Genomic DNA, 18,720 nt, shown 5'->3' with positions numbered 1-18,720 from the left:
AGAGTGTTGGAACCACCCGATCCCATCCCGAACTCGGAAGTGAAACGATACATCGCCGATGGTAGTGTGGGGTTTCCCCATGTGAGAGTAGGTCATCGTCAGGCACTTAATTTACCTTGGGTTCGCTCAAGGCTGAGAAAAGCCCAGTTGAGAAATCAACTGGGCTTTTTTTGTTTCTGATATTAGCTGGACACCTGATCAGTATTAACTCTTAGAGGCTATATCCCATAAGTGGTCATTAAATGCCTTTATAGCGGTATTCAAAGGCTCGCCTCCACTAAGTGAAGATAGAGCTTTCTCGAGAGCTGCAGTAGTGTGATCAAACGGCCAGTAATTCCCTGTGCCTTCATCTACCTGAAGAATCTCGCCCATATGATTTAAAACGGCTTGTAAATCAGGTAGGTTAACTTTCTGTTGTCCGGCTAGCTTTTGAATCTGCTGTGAATAGTCGTCAGGTATTGTTGGGTTACCAGTTGGAAACGGAAGGCTGATTGATTTTCGCTGACTGCTGGTCTGTGATTCCTGTGAGGATATGGCTTCTGTTTTAATGCCTAGATCTATTGCAGCATTAGTCAAAGTTAGTCTAAACGGAATAGTCGACTTTATATTTCCTGAGGCTCTTCCGATGACTTCGAGTGCAGACTGTGGAGTGACTTTACCGCTACCTACGACAAGGTTGAAGTAGTCGATAGCGATATCCTGATTCACGGGGTCGTTGATACCGGAAATAAACTGAGCTAAAGAATGGCTGAGCTCTTTCGGGCAGGTAGATTCTGTTCTCGCAATAAGGCTGGCTAGCTTGGGATTTTCTTTGGCTTCCGCTATCGCTGAACGGCTGCTATCAGCTGTTGCGTAGAACTTTTCGGAATCTCTGAACTGACTTTGGAGCTGCTTTAATTCCGAAGATAGTGATTCATATCGATCCTTCAGCTTAGCCAGATCAAGCCTGGCTCCAGCAATTCTATCATTGTGACGAGTTAATATTTTTTGGATATTTCTCTCGTTTCTGGGGGGAGTGGTTGGTGAATCTAACTTTTTCTGAGCGTCTGCCTTGACTTTAAGTTGCTCTGAAAGTGCCTTTTGTCTTGCTGGTATCTCCTGTGTTGTTAGCCTTAGCAAGGCTCCCCGCTTTTCAGGAATTTGTGCGAGCAAAGCTTCTATTGCCTGGTGGTTCGGAGATGCAGCTTTAGTTGCTCTTTCAATAACTTTTCTGGAAGTTCTATCTGTTACAAGAGCGGTTGTCAGAAAGGATTGAAGGCGGTTTTCGATAGCTGATTTGGAACTGTCGAGTCTATTTTGGTTTTCTAAAAGACTCTGTTGATCGACAGTTAGTTTTTCAAGACTGTTGAGGTAGGCTTTTTCGGCGGAATGTGTCAGTACTTTTTTGACAGATCCGCCATTTAATATCCCTGAATTCGTTAAAAGGTCTCTATCAATTAATCTAACGGTTTTGGCAAGTTCATGTAGTTGGTCTATCTGGTTTAAATGAGCCTGTCGAAGGTTTTCAGGGGTACCTTCTTGATTAAGTGTTGTTGCAGCTGTGTGAAAATCAGGTAATTTGCTTTTGAGTTGAGCTGATAGTTCCTTTTCCAGAGTCGCTTTTTGTGTTTTCGATATCAAACCATCGGTGCAGGCGTGTCTTATTTCATTGAGCATGACTAGCATCCCGGATTGCCTTTTAGTCTCTTTGACTGTTTGACTGAGAAGTTGAGTGCAGTCAGCTTGCGCAAGCTTTGACGCTGCTTGCTGCTTCATAACAGTAAATTTATGCCCACGCCCTTTACCTATGACTGTTGTTTTATCATTTTTCAAGGATAGAGATTGATGAATAGCACTCAGAGACGTTCTAAGATCTTTACACTCCTCTGGTTGTTGCCCTTCGATCAGCTGGACATGTAGCTTATCTGCACTGTGTCCGAGCTTCTGCGGAGTCGCGTGTGTCTCAAGAGCTTTTATTCTTCTGTCGTAGATGTTTTGTTGTAAGCCACGCTTTTCAAGATAAGCCTGTTTATCTGTTTTGCCGTATTGAATTCTTTTGAGCAGTGACTTGGCTCGCGAAACTTTCCTGTCTTTAAAGCGGCCATCGCTACCTAACTGTTTCTCATCTTTATCAGTAACGCCTTGAAAGGACTGTAAGTGTAATGGCTGAGGAGTAGCTCCACTGGCACCTGTTCCCTGATTCATTGCTGTATCCCTTAAGGCTGCTGATATCTGTTTCTCAGAGTAGGTAATTTAAGAGGAGCGGGTGTTTGTTGAAGTCTCTGGCTGAGAAGGGGGGGGACAGGAGGTGCAGCAAAGAGTATTACTGGTACTCGTCAATAATCCTGCCTGAGATAATCCGTTGTTTGAGAGGGCAGTGCCCAAGCTGGTAAGGAAGTTCATTGGGGTGGTCAATTTCCCAGAGGCACAGATCGGCATTCTTGCCAAGATCAATACTACCGTATTGATCTTCAATGCCAAGGGCCTTGGCAGCGTTAATGGTTGTTCCTGCCAATGCTTCAGCTGGAGTCAAACGGAAGAAAATACAGCTCATATTCATCATCAGTCGAATAGAAGCAAGTGGTGATGTACCAGGGTTGGTATCGCTTGCTACGGCGATGGGCACCTGATGCTTTCGGAAAAGTGCAACTGGGGGGCACTGTCCTGATTGCATAAAATAGTGTGTTCCTGGCAGTAATACTGCGATAGCTTTTGCTCTGGCCATATCTTCTACACCTTCTTCTGATATGTATTCGAGGTGATCGCAAGAGTGAGCCTTATGAAAGCTGGCTAGTGAAGCACCACCATTACATGACTGCTGTTCAGCGTGTGCTTTTATCATCAACCCTGATTCTATGGCTGCTTCGAAGAGACGGTGTCTTTGTTGCTGGCTATAGGCATCACAGTCACAATGTATATCAATGGCTGACGCAAGTTTTTCATGGGCAACCGTTGGAATTAATTCATCGCAAATCATATCAACATAGCCGCTGATTCTTCCTGCGTATTCAGGGGGAATGGTATTAGCTATGAAAAGTGTCGGCATAATTTTTATGGGGTAGTGGTCAGGCAGGCTCTGGGCAACCTTGAGCATTTTTATTTCATCCTCAAGATTCAGGCCATAACCAGACTTAACTTCAATGCAGGTCGTACCTTCCTGTGCCAGAGCTTTTATTCTGGGCAGTGCTGACTTAATGAGTTGTTCCTGTGAACGGATTCGGGTTGCCCGTGTTGTTGCAAGAATGCCTCCCCCTTTGTGCAAAAGCTGTTGGTGTGGAATGCCTCTCAGTCTCAGCTCGAATTCCTGTGCCCGATGACCACCAAAGACAAGATGAGTGTGACAGTCAATCAGCCCAGGAGTGATCCAGCCGTTGTGACCATCAATAACATTAAAAGGAAGTTGTGTAGCTGTCACCGAGGACATAGGGGTGATGCAGGCGATCAAGCCATTCTTAACGCCAAGTGCGTGATTGCGTAAAGAACCGTACTGATCAACAGTTGTGCTGGAAAATGTGGCCAGATTTACGTTAATCCAAGCTTGATCACAGCTTTTTAATGATTGAGTCTGAAGCTCTGCCATTATATCCACTCAGCTATATGCCACCATCAAAAAATTAAGTGGAATGGGTGGCTACAGGTGGCAGAAAGCATAGCGCATAATTCAGAACTCGACCTGAGGATTCTGGCAGGGATTTTTTGTGGGGAAACAGCTATCGACGTTGGTTGGATAAATATAAGTACTGGTTAAGGAAAGAGCCTTACGGTTTTACGGAAAACCGTATCAGACTTTTTTGGCTGGAAACCAGAAATGGTAGTTAAAAGGTTGTATGAGGCTTGTACCTTGAGCGGCAAATATAGTTTCTGGATGAAAGCGCAAAATTTGCTGTCGGATCGCGGTTTCCTCAGTTTTATGTATGTCTATCAATAACAGGTACTGTCCTTTCTCCAGGTCGTGATGAAAGCGTGTGATTTTATAATTCTCTTTCATTACTCCAACTAGTCCGCCACTCCAGGCGCCAAACATAGTAAAGGTTCCAGCTACCAGTGCATGAATGGCAATGGAAAGATCGTGTGCATGCAACCAGTATTCAATCAGTAGGGAGAAAGTGGTGCCGAATACAATACCCATCATGGCTCCCAGTAAGCCAGAATGAATGACATCATTTTGCTGAAAGATATGGGCGCTGTGTATATGGCGATGATAAAGACCAGCTTCATCTTTACTGAGGACATGGATATTCCAGTCTGATATGCCTTCATGATGCAGGTCATCAACGATTTTGCTGACACTCTCGAGTGTTTTGGCAAGATAATAAAGACGTTTCACAGCTAAACTCCTACTGCCTGAAATCAGACTCAAAAGTATAGGGTATAAGTTTTAGGTACTCAGACAGCTTCCTGATAAAGTGCGGTATACTCAGTTGGTCGGGCAATAACGGAGGCGCTATGAAGCAGATTAAGGTGGCAGTCAGAAAAAAAGGCGAGCCAGATTCATCGACGGATATGCAGGCTCATGATAGCGAGCTGCGTAAAACTCTGGAAAGGCTGTTAAAGAAAGGTCTTAACCCTATGCAGGTTTGCCAGAAGCTAATTGAACATAACGAGGCTGCACCTGAGGGAAAAGACTGGAGTTACGATCTGGTCGTTTCTGAGTGCCAGCGGCTGAAAATTGATCATCATTAACAGCCGCACTGAGAGCCAGTTTTTTTTATTCAGAGCTGCCCTGATTTCAGCAATTTTCTAAACTGAGCTTGCTTTTCTTCAGGGCTTAACTGTGGAATGTCCGGGTTTGATTCCGAGCCAAGAGGGCTTAAGTCGAGCTTCACATCCTGTTCCGCAGTGGCTGATTCTGTTTCCTCAGGTCCCTGCAGGTAGTTATCGAGAACATCCAGCGCTTCAAGTAATCCCGATGAACTGTCGTCTGAATCATCCAGCTTTGTCAGCTTCTCGGCAATACTGTTCCTGATCTGTTGAACTCTTTCATCAGACGCTTTGCCCTGGTTTTCTTCCAGCCATTTTTTGGCAGATTGACCGTTAGTTGCCATATTTCTTAATCAGTACACTGCGTAATTCAATTGACCATAATAACATGTCCTTTGTTAACATAGTTTTTTGTTAACAAAGCCCGCTGTTCACAGAATAGTCCCTTCGGTATATACCATGCTGTTAGTGGCAGCTTGTAAACCGTACAATTGGGCTTTAAAACCGTACTGCAGAGCTTGGGAGTTGGGTGTTGATTAACGAGGTTGAGAATCAGGCTGCAGAACTGATTAAGCACTTGCAGGCACTTGAAGACAGTTATCAGTCAGACTCGGCATTGCTTCGGGTGGAGCTGCCACTGCCAATGATTAACCTGTTCAGCTGGCTGTCAACGCAGAGCTTTTCAGGTCGCTGTTATTGGCAGGATCGTAACAGCGATATCAAAATTGCAGGCTTGGGACGGAGCTGGTCTCAAGTTGTGAACAACAAGGAAGAAGCCGGTGAAGTGTTCCTGACAGCACACAGTAAACTGCCTGAATCCGGGCGTTGCCTCAGCTACCTCTCGTTCTCTGATAAGCCTCATATGGTTTGGCCTCAGTTCGGCTATGGTGAATTTTTCGTCCCACTGATCGAAATTGTCCAGCGACGCAAAGGTTGTTTTCTGGCTTGCAATCTATCGCGAGACAGCAAAGAAGCCTGGAGGGAGAGTCTGAGTCAGGCCAGGCAGTGTCTAGAAACCATCAATTGGCAACTCACTGATCCTGACTGGGACTATATGCTTGCGGCACCTAGGTTCAGGCCTTGCCCAGATCGCTGGCAAAGCCTGATGGAAAAGACTATGGCTGCCATTGGCCAGAATAATTTAAAGAAAGTGGTTCTCTCCCGTGAAACCAGAATGGCGCTCAACGGTCATCTTGATCTCTGGGTATTGCTGCAACAATGGCAGGTTATTAATCCCCGCTCTTATGTCTTCGCCTTTGAAGCGGATAATGGTGACTTCTTTTTTGGTTGCTCTCCTGAGCGATTATTCAGTCGTGTCGACGGTGTGATTCATACCGAAGCCCTGGCAGGAACAACGTCCAGAGGTGAAAGCCGAGACGAAGACTTTCGGCTGGAATTACGGCTGCTGAATGATGCCAAAAATATCCATGAAAATAATCTTGTATTAGATGATATACGACAAAGACTAAATGAAGTGTGCGATTCTCTGGAGTTTGATCGTAGCCATTCTGTCGTCAAGCTCAAGCGCATTCAGCATCTCAGACATCTGATCAGAGGGGTTTTGAAACAGCATATTGGTGATGGAGAACTGTTTTCAGCGCTTCACCCAACACCTGCAGTAGGTGGCACGGGTAGGGAGGAGGCTATGGCGTTTATTGAATCCGAAGAAGGTTACTCACGAGGGCTTTATGCTGGAACCTGTGGTGTGATTGGTGATCGCAAGTCGGAATTTACAGTTTCTATTCGCAGTGCCTTATTGAGAAACAACAGCTTATCGCTGTTCTCCGGTGCAGGCATTGTTGATGGTTCCAAAGCCTGGGAAGAGTGGAGTGAGTTAAACAATAAGATTGCGACTCTTTTGACCCTGCTCGGTGAACAGGAAATTCCTGAAAGTTGTTGGAACAGCCAGGAGACGATTAATTCAACAGGATTTGCCCATGACTTTTCCCATCAGGCATCATAATCGGAATACCCTCTGGGCTAATCTGTTGCTGGAAGAGTTATGGAGGCTTGGGGTTCGGGATCTCTGTATTGCTCCAGGTTCGCGATCTGCACCACTGACACTTGCTGCTGCCGATATGGAGAAATACCGTAAACATGTTCATTTTGACGAACGTGGTCTGGCATTTTTTGCGCTGGGACTGGCAAAAGGTAGCGGTCGTGCGGTTGCTGTGATCACCACTTCAGGCTCTGCTGTCGCCAATCTTTATCCTGCATTGGTGGAAGCAAAGCAGTTCGGCGTACCTTTGATACTGATTACTGCGGACCGGCCTACAGAACTGGTTGGTTGTGGTGCCAACCAGGCCATTCAGCAGCATGAGATCTTTGCGGACTATCCTGCGGCCAGTATTTACTGGCCAGCGCCAGATGAAAATATTTCAGCAAACTGGCTATTGGGTAGTATCGACCAGGCTTATGCACGCTCATGTGATAAACGGCTGCCTCTGCATATCAATTGCATGTTTCGAGAACCTTTCTACCCGGATGGTGAGTTACAAGATTTTGGTGGTTGGGTTGGTAAAACAGGCCACTGGAACAAAAGTGATAAACCTTACACCGAATACTTCGAAAGTAATGAACCCTCCTGGTCATTCAGTGAAAAGGACGTTAGTGAATTTGTTCAGAGTGATGGATTGCTTGTGGTCGGGAAGTTACCTGAAAGTACTGATAGTTGTGTAATCGCTACGAAGCTTATAGCGCTATCTGAACGGCTAGGCTGGCCAATCGTTGCAGATGTGCAGTCACCTTTGCACGGACATGAAAAGACACTGAAGTATGCTGATCTTATGTTGGTTACTTCAGAGGGTTCGAGACTGCTTGCCGAGGCAGACAGAGTCATACAGGTTGGCAGCCATATCGTTTCAAAAAGGCTGAATGCTCTATTAGCTAATAATGAATGGCAAAGCTATTGGTTATTAAGTGATGAGCAGCGTTGGCTTGATCCTTCTCAGGTCACTTCAGCCCGCTTTATAGCACCGGTGCTCAAAGGTATTACTGAGCTGGTAGGCAGTCTTTCAGGCTACAGTCGTTCAAATGATAGCTCTGTTAAACAAGATAGACTGAAAGAGTTGTCTGAATCTGCAGGCGGAGTAGTGGCAGGCTATACAGAGCAACATGATGATCTGACCGAAGTCTGGCTGGGGCATAAACTGACCCAAATTTTACCATCTTCGACTAACCTGTTTGTGGGGAACAGCTTGCCAGTCCGTCTGCTGGATATGTTCTCAGGAAGTCAGGTCGGCAGAGTTTTCAGTAACCGGGGTGCCAGTGGTATCGATGGTTTGTTGGCAACAGCTGCAGGCTGTGCAACGGGGAGTGAGGAATCTCTGCTGGCAATTGTTGGTGATTTGTCGTTTTTACATGACCTGAATTCAATGCAGTTGCTAGCGAAGGTTGAGACCCCACTGGTTGTTGTAATGGTCAATAATGATGGTGGCGGTATTTTCAGCCTTCTTCCCGTAGAGAAAACAGGTGATGCGGCCGGTAAGTATTTTCAAACTCCACATGGACTGGATGCCCGTCATGCTGCGGAGATGTTTGGTGTTAGATATTCTAACCCTCTCAATCGTTCTGAGTTTACTAAGCAATGCCTGAAGGCTTTTGACATTAACGGCTGTACCCTGATTGAAGTCACAACTCAGCCGGGTCAGGCCGCTGAGCAGATCAAACAAGTGGTCAGCTTGTTGAAGGAGTCGTTATGAGTGAAGTGGTCAATCTTGCTTATCGAACCTGGGGTGTCAGAGAAGGAACGCCTGTGGTTTTGTTGCATGGTTTTCTTGGTGATTGTAGTGACTGGTCTCTACTGGCAGAGCATCTGGCACCGGAGCAGTACTTGGTAGCGATAGATCTTCCTGGGCATGGGCACAGTAGAACGGTTCCGGTAGTGAAAGAGAATGCTTTTGAGGTGTTCAGCGAGCTTTTATCTGCAACTCTGCTGCAGCTGGACATTAAAGAGTATGTACTGGTTGGGTACTCTCTGGGAGGTCGGCTGGCCATGTATCATGCACACAGGTTTCCTGAAGGTATTCAAAAACTGGTGGTGGAGTCGTCTCATCCGGGTCTGGAAGACAGTGAACGTGCAGAAAGGCTGGATAATGACCTGTCCTGGGCATCGCAGTTTCGTACTGAACCTTTATCAGATGTTTTAACAAGCTGGTATCATCAGGCGGTGTTTGCAGACCTTAACAGCAGGGTGCGTGCAAGCTTGATGAAGAGCCGTCTGGCAAATAACACTGAAGGTACAATGTTGGCTGATGCGCTTGAGGGCTATAGTTTGGCTAAACAGCCCTCGCTCTGGAACAGCCTTGGTAGCGCGCATCACCCGATCATTTACCTTCATGGCGACAGGGATATTAAATTTCAGGCTATTGCCCATCAGTTGCTTGAGGCAGGCTGTGTATTGAATATTCATAATGTCAGCAATGCCGGTCATAATATTCACAGAGAACAGCCGGAAGTCATGGCAAACGTTCTCAGAGAAGCACTTCAGTAAGAGAGCGCGCTTGATCATTTCTTCTGCGGCAGTATTTCGCTACGTGCTGCCACTCAAATATTCATTACCACTTAAAGGCTGCTCCCTTGATAACAGGGAAGGCCTTATTGTTGAATTCAAAACGGCTCAAAATAACTACCTTTATGGTGAAGCAGCTCCTCTGCCAGATTTTAGCCGTGAATCTCTGTTTGAAGTAGAAGGCGCATTGGTAAGTGCTGCGAAAGCACTTCTGAATAATCAGAGCATCCCTGCAGATCTTCCCGCCAGTGTCGCCTTTGCCGTTGAATCAGCTCTTGATTCCAATCTGACTAAAGCCTGTGATAATGAACTTAAAGTGGCTCCATTACTGATCGGTAGCCAGTCAGATATTATTCAGAGATTGACGAGCTGGAAGGGGGACTGGCCAGCAGAGTTCAAGTTCAAGGTCGGCCGCCAGTCTGTTGAGCTTGATATAGACGCTACCCGACAAATATTGAAGATCCTGCCTGAAACAGTTCGTCTCAGACTGGACGCTAACCAGCAGTGGTCATTCAATCAGACTTTAAACTATGCCAAAGCGATACCAATTAACAGAGTCAGTTATATAGAAGAGCCGATGATTACGGCCTGCCGTAATGAAGAGCTATATCGTTTGTCTGGTTTAGGGTATGCGCTGGATGAGACACTGCAGTCGCCGGATTATTCTTATTGCAATAGTGAAGGGTTAAAGGCTCTGGTCATAAAACCAACGCTGGTGGGCGGCCTGAGTCGATATCAAGGCTGGATAAATCAAGCACAGAAAGACGGCCATCGTATCGTTTTCAGTTCTACTTTCGAGTCTCATCTGGGAGTAGATTTAATTCGTCGTCTTGCCTGTCAACTGGCTTCAGATGAGTTGCACGGCTTTGATACATTATCTGCTTTTGCTTACCCCCTCTGTTTTGGTCTGCCAGATCAGCGGCAGAGATTGCCGCAGGAAATACTGAATTCAATGGAGCAGATATGGTGCAGCAATATTGCCCGCTGAGGCAGTGGGTCATTGAAGATTCAAATAAGCCGGTAATAAGTCTGAACGGTAAAAAAATTTCACGACTTATGCTTGATACCTGGGTGGAACAGTATCGAGATTACCTCAACGACAGCGGCTTGGACGTCGGTGATCGATTTTTGGTGGTTACTGAAAATCCACTTACATCTGTCATTCTAATTATTGCCTGTTTGCGTTCCGGGTTTATCTATTGTCCGGCGAATCACAGGTTCCCTCTCCAGCAGATTGAGGCTTATGGCAACCGTATTGGAAGCAGATTTACTTTAGGTGTTTTTCTTGAGAATGCTACAGAGCTGCAACTTCCTGAATTAATTGATGAATTTTCACAAAACCCTGCCCCCATTAAAATTGAAACACATCGATTGTTCAATCTGATTGCTACCTCTGGTACCACGGGTGTGCCTAAAGCGGTTGCTCACACTTTTAGTAATCACTGGTGCAGTGCAGAAGGCTCTAAGGCCAATATTGATCTTAAGGAAGGTGATAGCTGGTTGCTTTCCCTGCCATTGTTTCACGTTGGAGGTTTCAGTATCGTCATTCGCTGCCTGCTGGCCGGTGCGACAATGGTGATAGACACTGAAAAGACGTCATTGGCCAATCTGCTGATGCAGGAAAAAGTAACTCATTTGTCATTGGTGAATACTCAGCTCTACAGACTGATTAATCATGAAGGTTTTCATTTTTCTAAAACACAGGTCAATTTGGTTCTGCTGGGTGGTGGTTATGCTTCTGAAGAGGTCGTATCCATAGTTGAAAATCAGGGTGTGCAATTACTGACGACTTATGGGTTGACGGAAATGAGCTCACAGGTGACGACAGGTAAACCCTGTTTTATGAATGCTGGAGTCACGTCAGGTAAACCATTGCCGTACAGAGAGCTTGCGATTAACGAGGCTGATGAAATATGTGTCAGAGGGGAGACGCTGGCGGCCGGTTATTACAGTGATGGTAGTCTGTCTTCTCTGCTGGCGACAGACGGCTGGTTTCATACAGGCGACCTTGGCTGTTGGTATCAAGGCAACCTGAAGGTTACCGGACGGCGTGATAATATGATGATTTCCGGTGGGGAGAATATTCATCCCGAGGAAATTGAGCAGGCTTTACTCAGCCTTGACGGAATCGTGCAGGCAGTTGTGGTATCAATAGCTCATCAGGAATACGGCAGTAGACCCTATGCCTTTGTGGAAACGGAAAACGATAGGTTTGATCCACTATTTACAAAAAGGATGCTGGCAGGCAATATTGGTCGTTTGAAAGTTCCTGACGTAATCCGCTTGCTTCCTGCTGAATATTCCGGCATCGGTATAAAGCCCGATCGTCGTTTACTACAGGCTCTGGCTCGAAGCGATTCCGGGTATTAAATCCTTATGAATTAGCTGGTTGCCATCGTCATCTTATTTTGCAAGCGGCATAATCGCATCTGATGTAGACGGTGGTAGTTGAAGTCCCTGATGAAAACACAAGATCAAAAAACCGTCCGTGCCTTTATCGCTGTAAGAGTTCCACTGGAGCTGGCAGCCATTTTGCACAAAAAAGCCCAACACCGGGCTGGCGATCTGCTGCAGCACAAGCTGCGCTGGATGGTACCTCAGCAGCAACATGTAACACTGAAATTCCTTGGTGAGTGTGACGATACCAGTCTTGAGCAATACGCTCATACTCTCGAGCACGCACTGACTGATATGCAAACTTTTGATTGTATGACAGGCTGTTTCGAGTTTTTCCCCGATGCGCACCAGCCTCGAGAGTTGGCGCTGAATATGCATTCAGGTCAACAGTTGAATACGCTGGCACGAATCTGTGAGCGCACCGCAAAAGAGTGTGGCATGCGGCGTGAGTTGAGAAACTTCCGCCCTCATGTAACGCTGGCGCGCTTTAATCAGCATCATCATGTCACTCATAGCGACTTCTTTAATATTCCAAGTTATCGCATGAACGTCAGTGAAATTGTACTGATGAAGAGTGAGACAACTGAAGAAGGTACCCGCTACAGTGAGATGAAGCGTTTCTCGCTACAGCCTCTGGCAAAATCTGCCTGATATCACACTACCTCCGTACTTTCTTATCTTGTGAGCTGTGTAGTCATTGAGCAGCTCCTTGATAGGCGTCAATTTTCATACTGGTTTCCTGTGCTAACTTCTCGCTGATTAAAATGGGAGAAGTATATGGAGCTGGTCTGTCCTGCCGGAAATTACCCTTCACTGAAATCGGCCGTCGATAACGGTGCCGATGCCGTCTATATCGGTTTCAGAGATGAGACAAATGCCCGCCATTTTGCCGGTCTGAACTTTTCAGACAAGCGAGCCGTCAAAGCTCTTGAGTATGCCCGTGACCGCAATGTCAGAATTCTTGTCGCCGTAAATACATACGCTCAGGCTGATAACTGGAGCAAGTGGGAAAGAGCCGTTGATACTGCCAGTGATCTTGGCGTTGATGCGTTGATTGCTGCTGACCCCGGTGTATTGGGATACGCTGCCGAAAAACACCCATCTCTGAACCTTCATCTTTCCGTTCAGGGTTCTGCTACCAATCAGGGTAGTCTGGATTTTTATCACCAGAATTTTGGTATCAAGCGTGCAGTTTTACCTCGTGTACTGTCTCTGAAACAGGTTGCGGCTTTAGCTGATAAAAGTCCCGTTGAACTTGAAGTATTTGCCTTTGGCAGCCTTTGCATTATGGCTGAAGGTCGTTGCCTGCTGTCTTCTTATATTACCGGAGAGTCACCCAATACGGCGGGAGCCTGTTCTCCCGCGAGTGCTGTCCGCTGGCAGGAAACCGCTGCTGGTGGTATGGATACAAGGCTGAGTGGAAAGCTGATTGACCGATTCAAGGCCGGTGAGCAAGCCGGTTATCCAACGCTCTGTAAAGGCCGGTTTGATGTGGAAGGTGAGATTGACCACGCCCTTGAAGAGCCAACCAGCCTTAATACACTGGATTTGATTCCCGGGTTGTCTGCTATGGGTATTAGCGCAGTAAAGATTGAAGGCCGTCAACGGAGCCCGGCTTATGTTGGTGAGGTGACTCGTGTCTGGCGCGAGGCGCTGGATCACTATAAACAGTCTCCGTCGTCCTATCAGGCTAAAGATCAGTGGATGAGTGCGCTCGGCAAACTGTCGGAAGGCAGTCAGACAACACTGGGCGCTTATAGCAGACCCTGGCAGTAATTTACGGGAATAAAAAGTATGCAAACAACACTAGGGCCACTGCTGTATTTCTGGTCAAAAAATGATGTGTTTGAATTTTATGAGCAGGTAGCTGAGTCCGGTTTCGACCGTGTATGCCTGGGCGAGGTCACTTGCGGTAAGCGTAGAGAGCTAAAGCTGGCTGATTGGTTGGAACTGGCCAAACGTCTGCAGGATAAAGGTAAGAATGTCATTCTTTCTACCATGACGTTGCTCGAGTCACAGTCTGACTATTCGCAATTAAAGAAAGTTTGTGGCAATGAAGAGTTTCTGGTGGAAGCTAACGATATGGGGGCAGTTCAGGAGTTGTCCAGCCGTGGGCTGGACTTTATCACAGGCCCCTCCGTTAATATCTACAATGCCTACACATTGAAGCACCTTCAAAAGCTGGGTTTAAAGCGCTGGGTTATGCCAGTAGAATTGTCTGCGGAAAAATTGAAGGCAATTCTTGCTCAGGCTGAAGCGCTGGGTATTAAAGAACAGCTGGAAACTGAAGTATTCAGCTATGGTTATATGCCGCTGGCGTATTCTGCCCGTTGCTTTACGGCCAGGGTTAACAAGCTGAATAAAGATGCCTGTGAGTTTACCTGCCTGAAAACCCCTGAAGGTATTCCGCTGGCGACTCAGGAAGGTGAAAAACTGTTTACGATTAATGGTATTCAGACCATGTCCGGCCAGTGTATGAACCTGCTGGATCAATGGTGGATGATGGAAGATATGGGTGTTTCTTCCATGCGTTTTTCTGCTCACTCCAAAGATGTCTTTACTGCTCTTGATGGTTTGCTGACAGAGCTGGATCAGGAAAAGCCAGGGAGTGGGATAAAAATCGATGATCAGTGTAATGGCTACTGGTTTGGTCGAACGGGTCTGGAAATGGAACAGGTCTGATTGATTAAAGCGTTGCTGTCAGCGAATGACGGCAACGCTTTTAACAGGCATTTAGTGCTTCGTAAATCTCTGACTGATATTCATGGCTGTTGCCATGACTTTGCGTGCCAGAGGAGGTAGTTGCTCAAGGTCGATACTATCTAACAGGTTTTTCAACCCTAGCCCTAGTTCGGTATCTCCCTCAATCATCAGTTTGCGCTGGAAAAACAGCGTGTCGGGATCTTCCTTTCTTAGCGCGAGGGTTGTGAAAGCCTGGCTGCTGCCTTTAAAGACAACATCAGCCTGCTGATTATCTGCAACCAGTAATTTTTCACCGTCAAAGCCAAAGTAAAAAGCCAGCTCAAGATCAGTGACAGTCAGCTTCACCCAGCGATCTTCCAGAAAATCAAACTCTCCCTCTTCTATGGCTGTTCCCAGTAAGTGGTTAATCAGCTTTTCAAGAGGCTTATGGGTTACTGTCTCAGGAAGAATGCGAACCGGTTTGGCCAGCAGTGCTGGAGTCGGCAAAAGACGTCTGATTGATAGCATGTAAGCTTGTGTCCTGTCAGGAGAGTTCAGTAACCAGTTGCAGTCGTTTTTCGATAGTGCTGGCATTGATCTGGTAAAGCTGGTCCAGCAGATTCATCTGTAATGAGCCCGGCCCCTTGCTTTGTTCTGCAGCAATTTCACCAGCAATAGCCAGACATGAAAGGCTGGTGACGGTAGCCATCCAGGGATCTTCAGATGCGGCCAGGAAAGCGCCAGTCAGTGCAGTAGCGGTACAGCCAGTGCCAGTCACTCTTGCCATGAGAGGGTGACCGTTACTGATAGCAGCGAGTCGCTTGCCATCAGCGATATAGTCAACAGCACCAGTGCAGGCCAGAACCGAGCCCAGTTCTCTGGAGCTTTCCTGCAGGAAAGCTAGCGTAGAATCACTGTCGTCAATACTGTCGACGCCCTTACCGCCTTCGCGGCCACCAACAAGAGCAATCAGTTCGGAGGCATTGCCTCTCAGAACCGTTGGTCGAAGCTTCAATAGCATACTGTTGGTTTCCATGCGATAGCGGGTTGCGCCCGCACCAACAGGATCCAGTATCCATGGCTTCCCAAGCTCATTGGCCCGTTCAATGGCTGAAACCATTGAGGACACCTGGCTTTTAGTCAGTGTTCCGGTATTAATCACCAAGGCGCCAGCCAGGCTGACCATTTCACAGACTTCTTCAGCTGCATGAGCCATGATGGGGGATGCGCCAATTGCCAGCAAAGCATTTGCAGTATTGTTCATTACAACCTGATTGGTAATGTTGTGAACAATAGGCTGACTGTCACGGAGTGACTTCAGGCAGGAAGCAATTTTTAGATGCATACTGATCAAGGAACCGGTTAATAATTAGTCGCAGAAACTATAAATGAAAAGCCGTGGCAATGCCTTGATATTTATCAGCAGCTGATAATGTATGGCTATTTGGTGAAATAAGCTGGCGGATAATACTTAGTGTGGTTGAAATAACTGTCGTAGTGATTTTTGGATTTATTTTAAATCTGATAATAGTGGTAAAAACAAGATATTAAGCTATTGAAAATACCTCTTGGCAGAGATAAATTATGCGCGTCGAGAAGTCCATCAACTTGCTGGTTCCAGGAAGCTTTCTTCTTGATATAAACCATTCTTGTCAGCATAAAATCTGATCAATTAATTAAGAGTCTACTTCGGATTATTAATCCGGGGTCTCTGCGTCCCCCGTTCTGAGGTTAAGAGGATGTCTATTAAACGTGAAACACTGGCTGATACATTTGCCATGATCAGCTTTGCCTTCATCATTGGAATGATGGTGGAAGTGTTTGTTGCCGGGTTGAGTTTTCATCAGTCCCTGCAGTCGCGTCTTTTAAGTATTCCTGTAAACCTTATTACCGCCAGGCCCTATGGAATTTACCGAGACTGGTTAATGGCTTTTTCCCAGTGTTTTCCAAATAAGTTTCTTGGTGAAACCCTGATGGATATTCTTGCTTTCATTTCATTCCAGCTGCCACTTTATGCAGCTTTGATTGCATCTACCGGTGCCAGTAAAGAACAGATAATAACAGCCTGCATTGGTCAGATAGGTTCAATGGTTGTGATGGCCAGACCTTTTGGTATGTACATTCAAACCTGTCGCAACTGGTTTGTTCCCGCGTCAGTATCTGTTGCATAGATGTCCGATGTGTAAATGCCGGTTGCATAAATTCTGTCTGCTTAATTTTCCTATCCTGTTGTTTTTTGATGATATTTATCCCTATTTGATAGGGGTAAATATCTAATAAGTGCTTTACTCCATTTAGACTATTCAGTTATATTTCAAACCAACCTGCCCGAATGTGTTGTACGGGAAATTTAATCAGAGTCGTGTATTACGATCTGGTGAAGTCACCATGTCTTTGTTTGCACCTGACATCAGAGTCAGTCATTAATTTTAAATTATTGTGCGAATAATGAGTTTGTTATCCACAAACGTGCACCTTTCAGGCAAAACGCCACAAGTAATAAACAGTTTTGTCACTTCAGGTGATAAAGATACGTGGTATATAATAAGCAGCTGAAGCAGAAGTCAGTGAGAGTGTTTTTTAAGCAACTCAATGTCTTCTGAAATAACGAGAAGTCGTATCACGACTCAGTTGCCTGACATAAAACGACTATAAAAAGGTTCAGGGGGAAGCATGTCCTTATTGGAAGTCAATGACCTGCGCATTGAGTTTCCTTCCCGTCACGGTGTTGCCGTGGCCGTAAAGGGAGTCTCCTTCACTGTTGAAAAAGGTGAAGTACTTGGTCTGGTGGGTGAATCCGGAGCCGGTAAGTCTACCGTTGGTAATGCCATCATTGACCTGCTGAGTGCCCCGGGCCGTGTAGCGGGTGGTGAAGTTACCCTGAGTGAAGAAACCATATCCGGTTTAAACAGCGAAGCTATGCGAAAGGTTCGCGGTCGTCGAATCGGCTTTATTTTTCAGGATCCAATGACCTCATTGAATCCCTTGCTGACTGTTGAAACCCAGCTGACCGAAACCATTATTGAAAACCTGGGTTTTACTGCTGAACAGGCGCTTGAACGTGCTATCGAAATGATGGAAGCGGTAGGCATTCCAGAACCTGAACTTCGTATTAAGCAATACCCTCATCAGTTCTCTGGTGGTATGCGACAGCGTGTGGTCATTGCTATTGCTCTGGCTGGTGAGCCTGAACTGATTATTGCTGACGAACCCACCACCGCACTGGATGTATCCATTCAGAACCAGATTCTGGATTTGATTCGTAAACTCTGTAGAGAACGCCAGGTAGGCTGTGTCTTTGTTACTCACGATATGGGCGTTATTGCCAATGTGACTGACCGTGTTGCGGTTATGTACATGGGTGAGCTGGTGGAGCTGGGTACAACAGAACAAATTCTTCAGCGTCCTGAGCATCCCTATACCCAGAGCCTGATCAGTGCTGTACCAAGAACCGATGTAAAACTTCATCGTTTTCCTCGTGTTGAATACATTGAGAAAGTCGAAACCAAGGCCATTGACGTTAAAAATCACTGGCTGGGGCAGCGTGAAGAATTTGGTGAGCTGAAGGGCGACGCACTATCTGGTGAAAAAATATTGCTTGATGTTAAAAACGTCGAGCTGAAGTTTGAAACCCAGTCCGCCTTCCTGAAAAAGAACAGAAAATACGTTACTGCTTCCAATAATGTGTCTTTTCAGGTGAAAGACGGTGAAACCTTTGGCCTTGTCGGTGAGTCAGGTTCAGGTAAATCAACCATTGCCCGAGTGATTGCCGGTCTCTACCGACCTGATGCGGGTGCTATCGAATTTGCCGGTCGTGATATTACGCACCTCTCTGAAAAAGAGAGAATGCCGTTTCGTCGTCAGATTCAGATGGTATTCCAGAATCCGTATTCCAGCATGAACGCACGAATGACGGTAAAAGACATTATTGCCGAACCTATTCGTTTTCATAAGCTGGCTGAATCAGAACAGCAGATACGACAGATTACTGCTGATTTGCTGGACCATGTAGGACTTGGGCAGAAAGCTGGCATTAAATATCCTCATGAATTTTCCGGTGGTCAGCGTCAGCGTATTTCCATTGCCCGCGCTTTGGCTACGCGACCAAGATTTCTGATTTGTGATGAACCGACGTCTGCACTGGATGTTTCTGTTCAGGCTCAGATTCTGAATCTTTTGAAAGATTTACAGGAAGAACTGGGTCTGACCATGCTATTTATCAGTCATGACCTTCCTGTTATTCGCCAGATGTGTGATCGTGTTGGTGTTATGAAGCACGGTACTCTGGTAGAAGTAGAAGAGACCGAGAAATTGTTTGAGACGCCTCAGCATGAGTACAGCCGTAAACTGATCGAGTTGATGCCAAGAGTGGATCAGCTGTCCAGGGCCGGTTTGGAAATTGAAGAGCATAGAGAACCTGCATTGGTGTAACCCTTGTGGGGTCTCAAGCC

17 protein-coding genes and 1 rRNA gene are annotated in these 18,720 nt (G+C 46.2%); 12 read left to right on the top strand and 6 right to left on the bottom strand.

Annotated elements, in window-relative coordinates; all coding sequences use genetic code 11:
- Positions 1-104, top strand: a 5S ribosomal RNA gene (gene rrf / locus EOPP23_RS17210); the annotation flags it as partial.
- 100 nt (positions 105-204) lie between these two features.
- Here the strand turns inward: rrf and EOPP23_RS17205 are convergent.
- The 3 genes from EOPP23_RS17205 to EOPP23_RS17195 all read right to left on the bottom strand — a co-directional run bounded on the left by EOPP23_RS17205 (position 205) and on the right by EOPP23_RS17195 (position 4,306).
- The gene (locus tag EOPP23_RS17205; RefSeq protein ID WP_153767209.1) at positions 205-2,184 is read right to left on the bottom strand and encodes a hypothetical protein; all 1,980 of its coding nucleotides are present in this window, start codon (positions 2,182-2,184) and stop codon (positions 205-207) included.
- Positions 2,185-2,302: 118 nt separating this feature from the next.
- A complete protein-coding gene (hutI, locus tag EOPP23_RS17200) occupies positions 2,303-3,559 on the bottom strand; it encodes an imidazolonepropionase (RefSeq protein WP_153767208.1) in 1,257 nt (418 codons plus the stop codon).
- A 201-nt stretch (positions 3,560-3,760) separates the two neighbouring features.
- Positions 3,761-4,306 (bottom strand): hypothetical protein, encoded by a 546-nt coding sequence (locus tag EOPP23_RS17195; RefSeq protein WP_153767207.1) that lies wholly within the window; start codon positions 4,304-4,306, stop codon positions 3,761-3,763.
- 119 nt (positions 4,307-4,425) lie between these two features.
- Between EOPP23_RS17195 and EOPP23_RS17190 the strand changes: the two genes are divergently transcribed.
- Positions 4,426-4,662, top strand: coding sequence for a hypothetical protein (locus tag EOPP23_RS17190; RefSeq protein ID WP_153767206.1), 237 nt, complete (start codon positions 4,426-4,428; stop codon positions 4,660-4,662).
- Positions 4,663-4,691: 29 nt separating this feature from the next.
- On the opposite strand, the gene EOPP23_RS17185 is transcribed toward EOPP23_RS17190, so the two are convergent.
- Entirely contained in the window at positions 4,692-5,024 is a 333-nt protein-coding gene (locus EOPP23_RS17185; RefSeq protein ID WP_153767205.1) for a hypothetical protein, read from the bottom strand.
- A 188-nt stretch (positions 5,025-5,212) separates the two neighbouring features.
- On the opposite strand from EOPP23_RS17185, the gene EOPP23_RS17180 reads away from it, so the two are divergent.
- The 8 genes from EOPP23_RS17180 to EOPP23_RS17145 all read left to right on the top strand — a co-directional run bounded on the left by EOPP23_RS17180 (position 5,213) and on the right by EOPP23_RS17145 (position 14,269).
- The gene (locus EOPP23_RS17180) at positions 5,213-6,643 is read left to right on the top strand and encodes an isochorismate synthase MenF (protein WP_194842656.1); all 1,431 of its coding nucleotides are present in this window, start codon (positions 5,213-5,215) and stop codon (positions 6,641-6,643) included.
- Positions 6,618-8,381: a 2-succinyl-5-enolpyruvyl-6-hydroxy-3-cyclohexene-1-carboxylic-acid synthase gene (gene menD / locus EOPP23_RS17175; RefSeq protein ID WP_153767203.1), complete on the top strand. Its 1,764-nt coding sequence runs from the start codon at positions 6,618-6,620 to the stop codon at positions 8,379-8,381. Before EOPP23_RS17180 ends, menD begins: the two co-directional genes overlap by 26 nt.
- Entirely contained in the window at positions 8,378-9,172 is a 795-nt protein-coding gene (menH, locus tag EOPP23_RS17170) for a 2-succinyl-6-hydroxy-2,4-cyclohexadiene-1-carboxylate synthase (protein ID WP_153767202.1), read from the top strand. The genes menD and menH overlap by 4 nt, the downstream gene beginning before the upstream one ends.
- A 10-nt stretch (positions 9,173-9,182) precedes the next feature.
- Positions 9,183-10,178: an o-succinylbenzoate synthase gene (gene menC / locus EOPP23_RS17165; protein ID WP_194842655.1), complete on the top strand. Its 996-nt coding sequence runs from the start codon at positions 9,183-9,185 to the stop codon at positions 10,176-10,178.
- Positions 10,154-11,560, top strand: a complete 1,407-nt coding sequence (menE, locus tag EOPP23_RS17160) for an o-succinylbenzoate--CoA ligase (protein ID WP_153767200.1) — start codon at positions 10,154-10,156, stop codon at positions 11,558-11,560. Before menC ends, menE begins: the two co-directional genes overlap by 25 nt.
- Before the next feature lie 90 nt (positions 11,561-11,650).
- On the top strand, positions 11,651-12,238 hold the full coding sequence (thpR, locus tag EOPP23_RS17155; protein WP_153767199.1) for an RNA 2',3'-cyclic phosphodiesterase: 588 nt from the start codon (positions 11,651-11,653) through the stop codon (positions 12,236-12,238).
- A gap of 126 nt (positions 12,239-12,364) precedes the next feature.
- The gene (locus EOPP23_RS17150) at positions 12,365-13,363 is read left to right on the top strand and encodes a peptidase U32 family protein (RefSeq protein WP_153767198.1); all 999 of its coding nucleotides are present in this window, start codon (positions 12,365-12,367) and stop codon (positions 13,361-13,363) included.
- An 18-nt stretch (positions 13,364-13,381) separates the two neighbouring features.
- Positions 13,382-14,269 carry a U32 family peptidase gene (locus EOPP23_RS17145; RefSeq protein WP_153767197.1) on the top strand — a complete coding sequence of 296 codons (888 nt, stop codon included), beginning with the start codon at positions 13,382-13,384 and terminating at the stop codon, positions 14,267-14,269.
- A gap of 51 nt (positions 14,270-14,320) precedes the next feature.
- On the opposite strand, the gene EOPP23_RS17140 is transcribed toward EOPP23_RS17145, so the two are convergent.
- A complete protein-coding gene (locus tag EOPP23_RS17140; RefSeq protein ID WP_194842654.1) occupies positions 14,321-14,797 on the bottom strand; it encodes an SCP2 domain-containing protein in 477 nt (158 codons plus the stop codon).
- A 16-nt stretch (positions 14,798-14,813) separates the two neighbouring features.
- The gene (gene thiM, locus EOPP23_RS17135; protein ID WP_153767195.1) at positions 14,814-15,614 is read right to left on the bottom strand and encodes a hydroxyethylthiazole kinase; all 801 of its coding nucleotides are present in this window, start codon (positions 15,612-15,614) and stop codon (positions 14,814-14,816) included.
- 394 nt (positions 15,615-16,008) lie between these two features.
- Here thiM and alaE point away from each other — a divergent pair, with 394 nt between their 5' ends.
- Together alaE and EOPP23_RS17125 are read left to right on the top strand one after the other, a co-directional pair.
- Entirely contained in the window at positions 16,009-16,440 is a 432-nt protein-coding gene (alaE, locus tag EOPP23_RS17130) for an L-alanine exporter AlaE (protein WP_153767194.1), read from the top strand.
- A gap of 502 nt (positions 16,441-16,942) precedes the next feature.
- Positions 16,943-18,700, top strand: a complete 1,758-nt coding sequence (locus tag EOPP23_RS17125) for an ABC transporter ATP-binding protein (RefSeq protein ID WP_153767193.1) — start codon at positions 16,943-16,945, stop codon at positions 18,698-18,700.
- Positions 18,701-18,720 lie beyond the last annotated feature (20 nt).

This window comes from Endozoicomonas sp. OPT23 (assembly GCF_009653635.1).
Taxonomy (GTDB): Bacteria; Pseudomonadota; Gammaproteobacteria; order Pseudomonadales; family Endozoicomonadaceae; genus Endozoicomonas_A.
The sequence above is the reverse complement of the archived record's forward strand: the minus strand, read 5'-3'. Positions and strand labels throughout refer to the sequence as shown.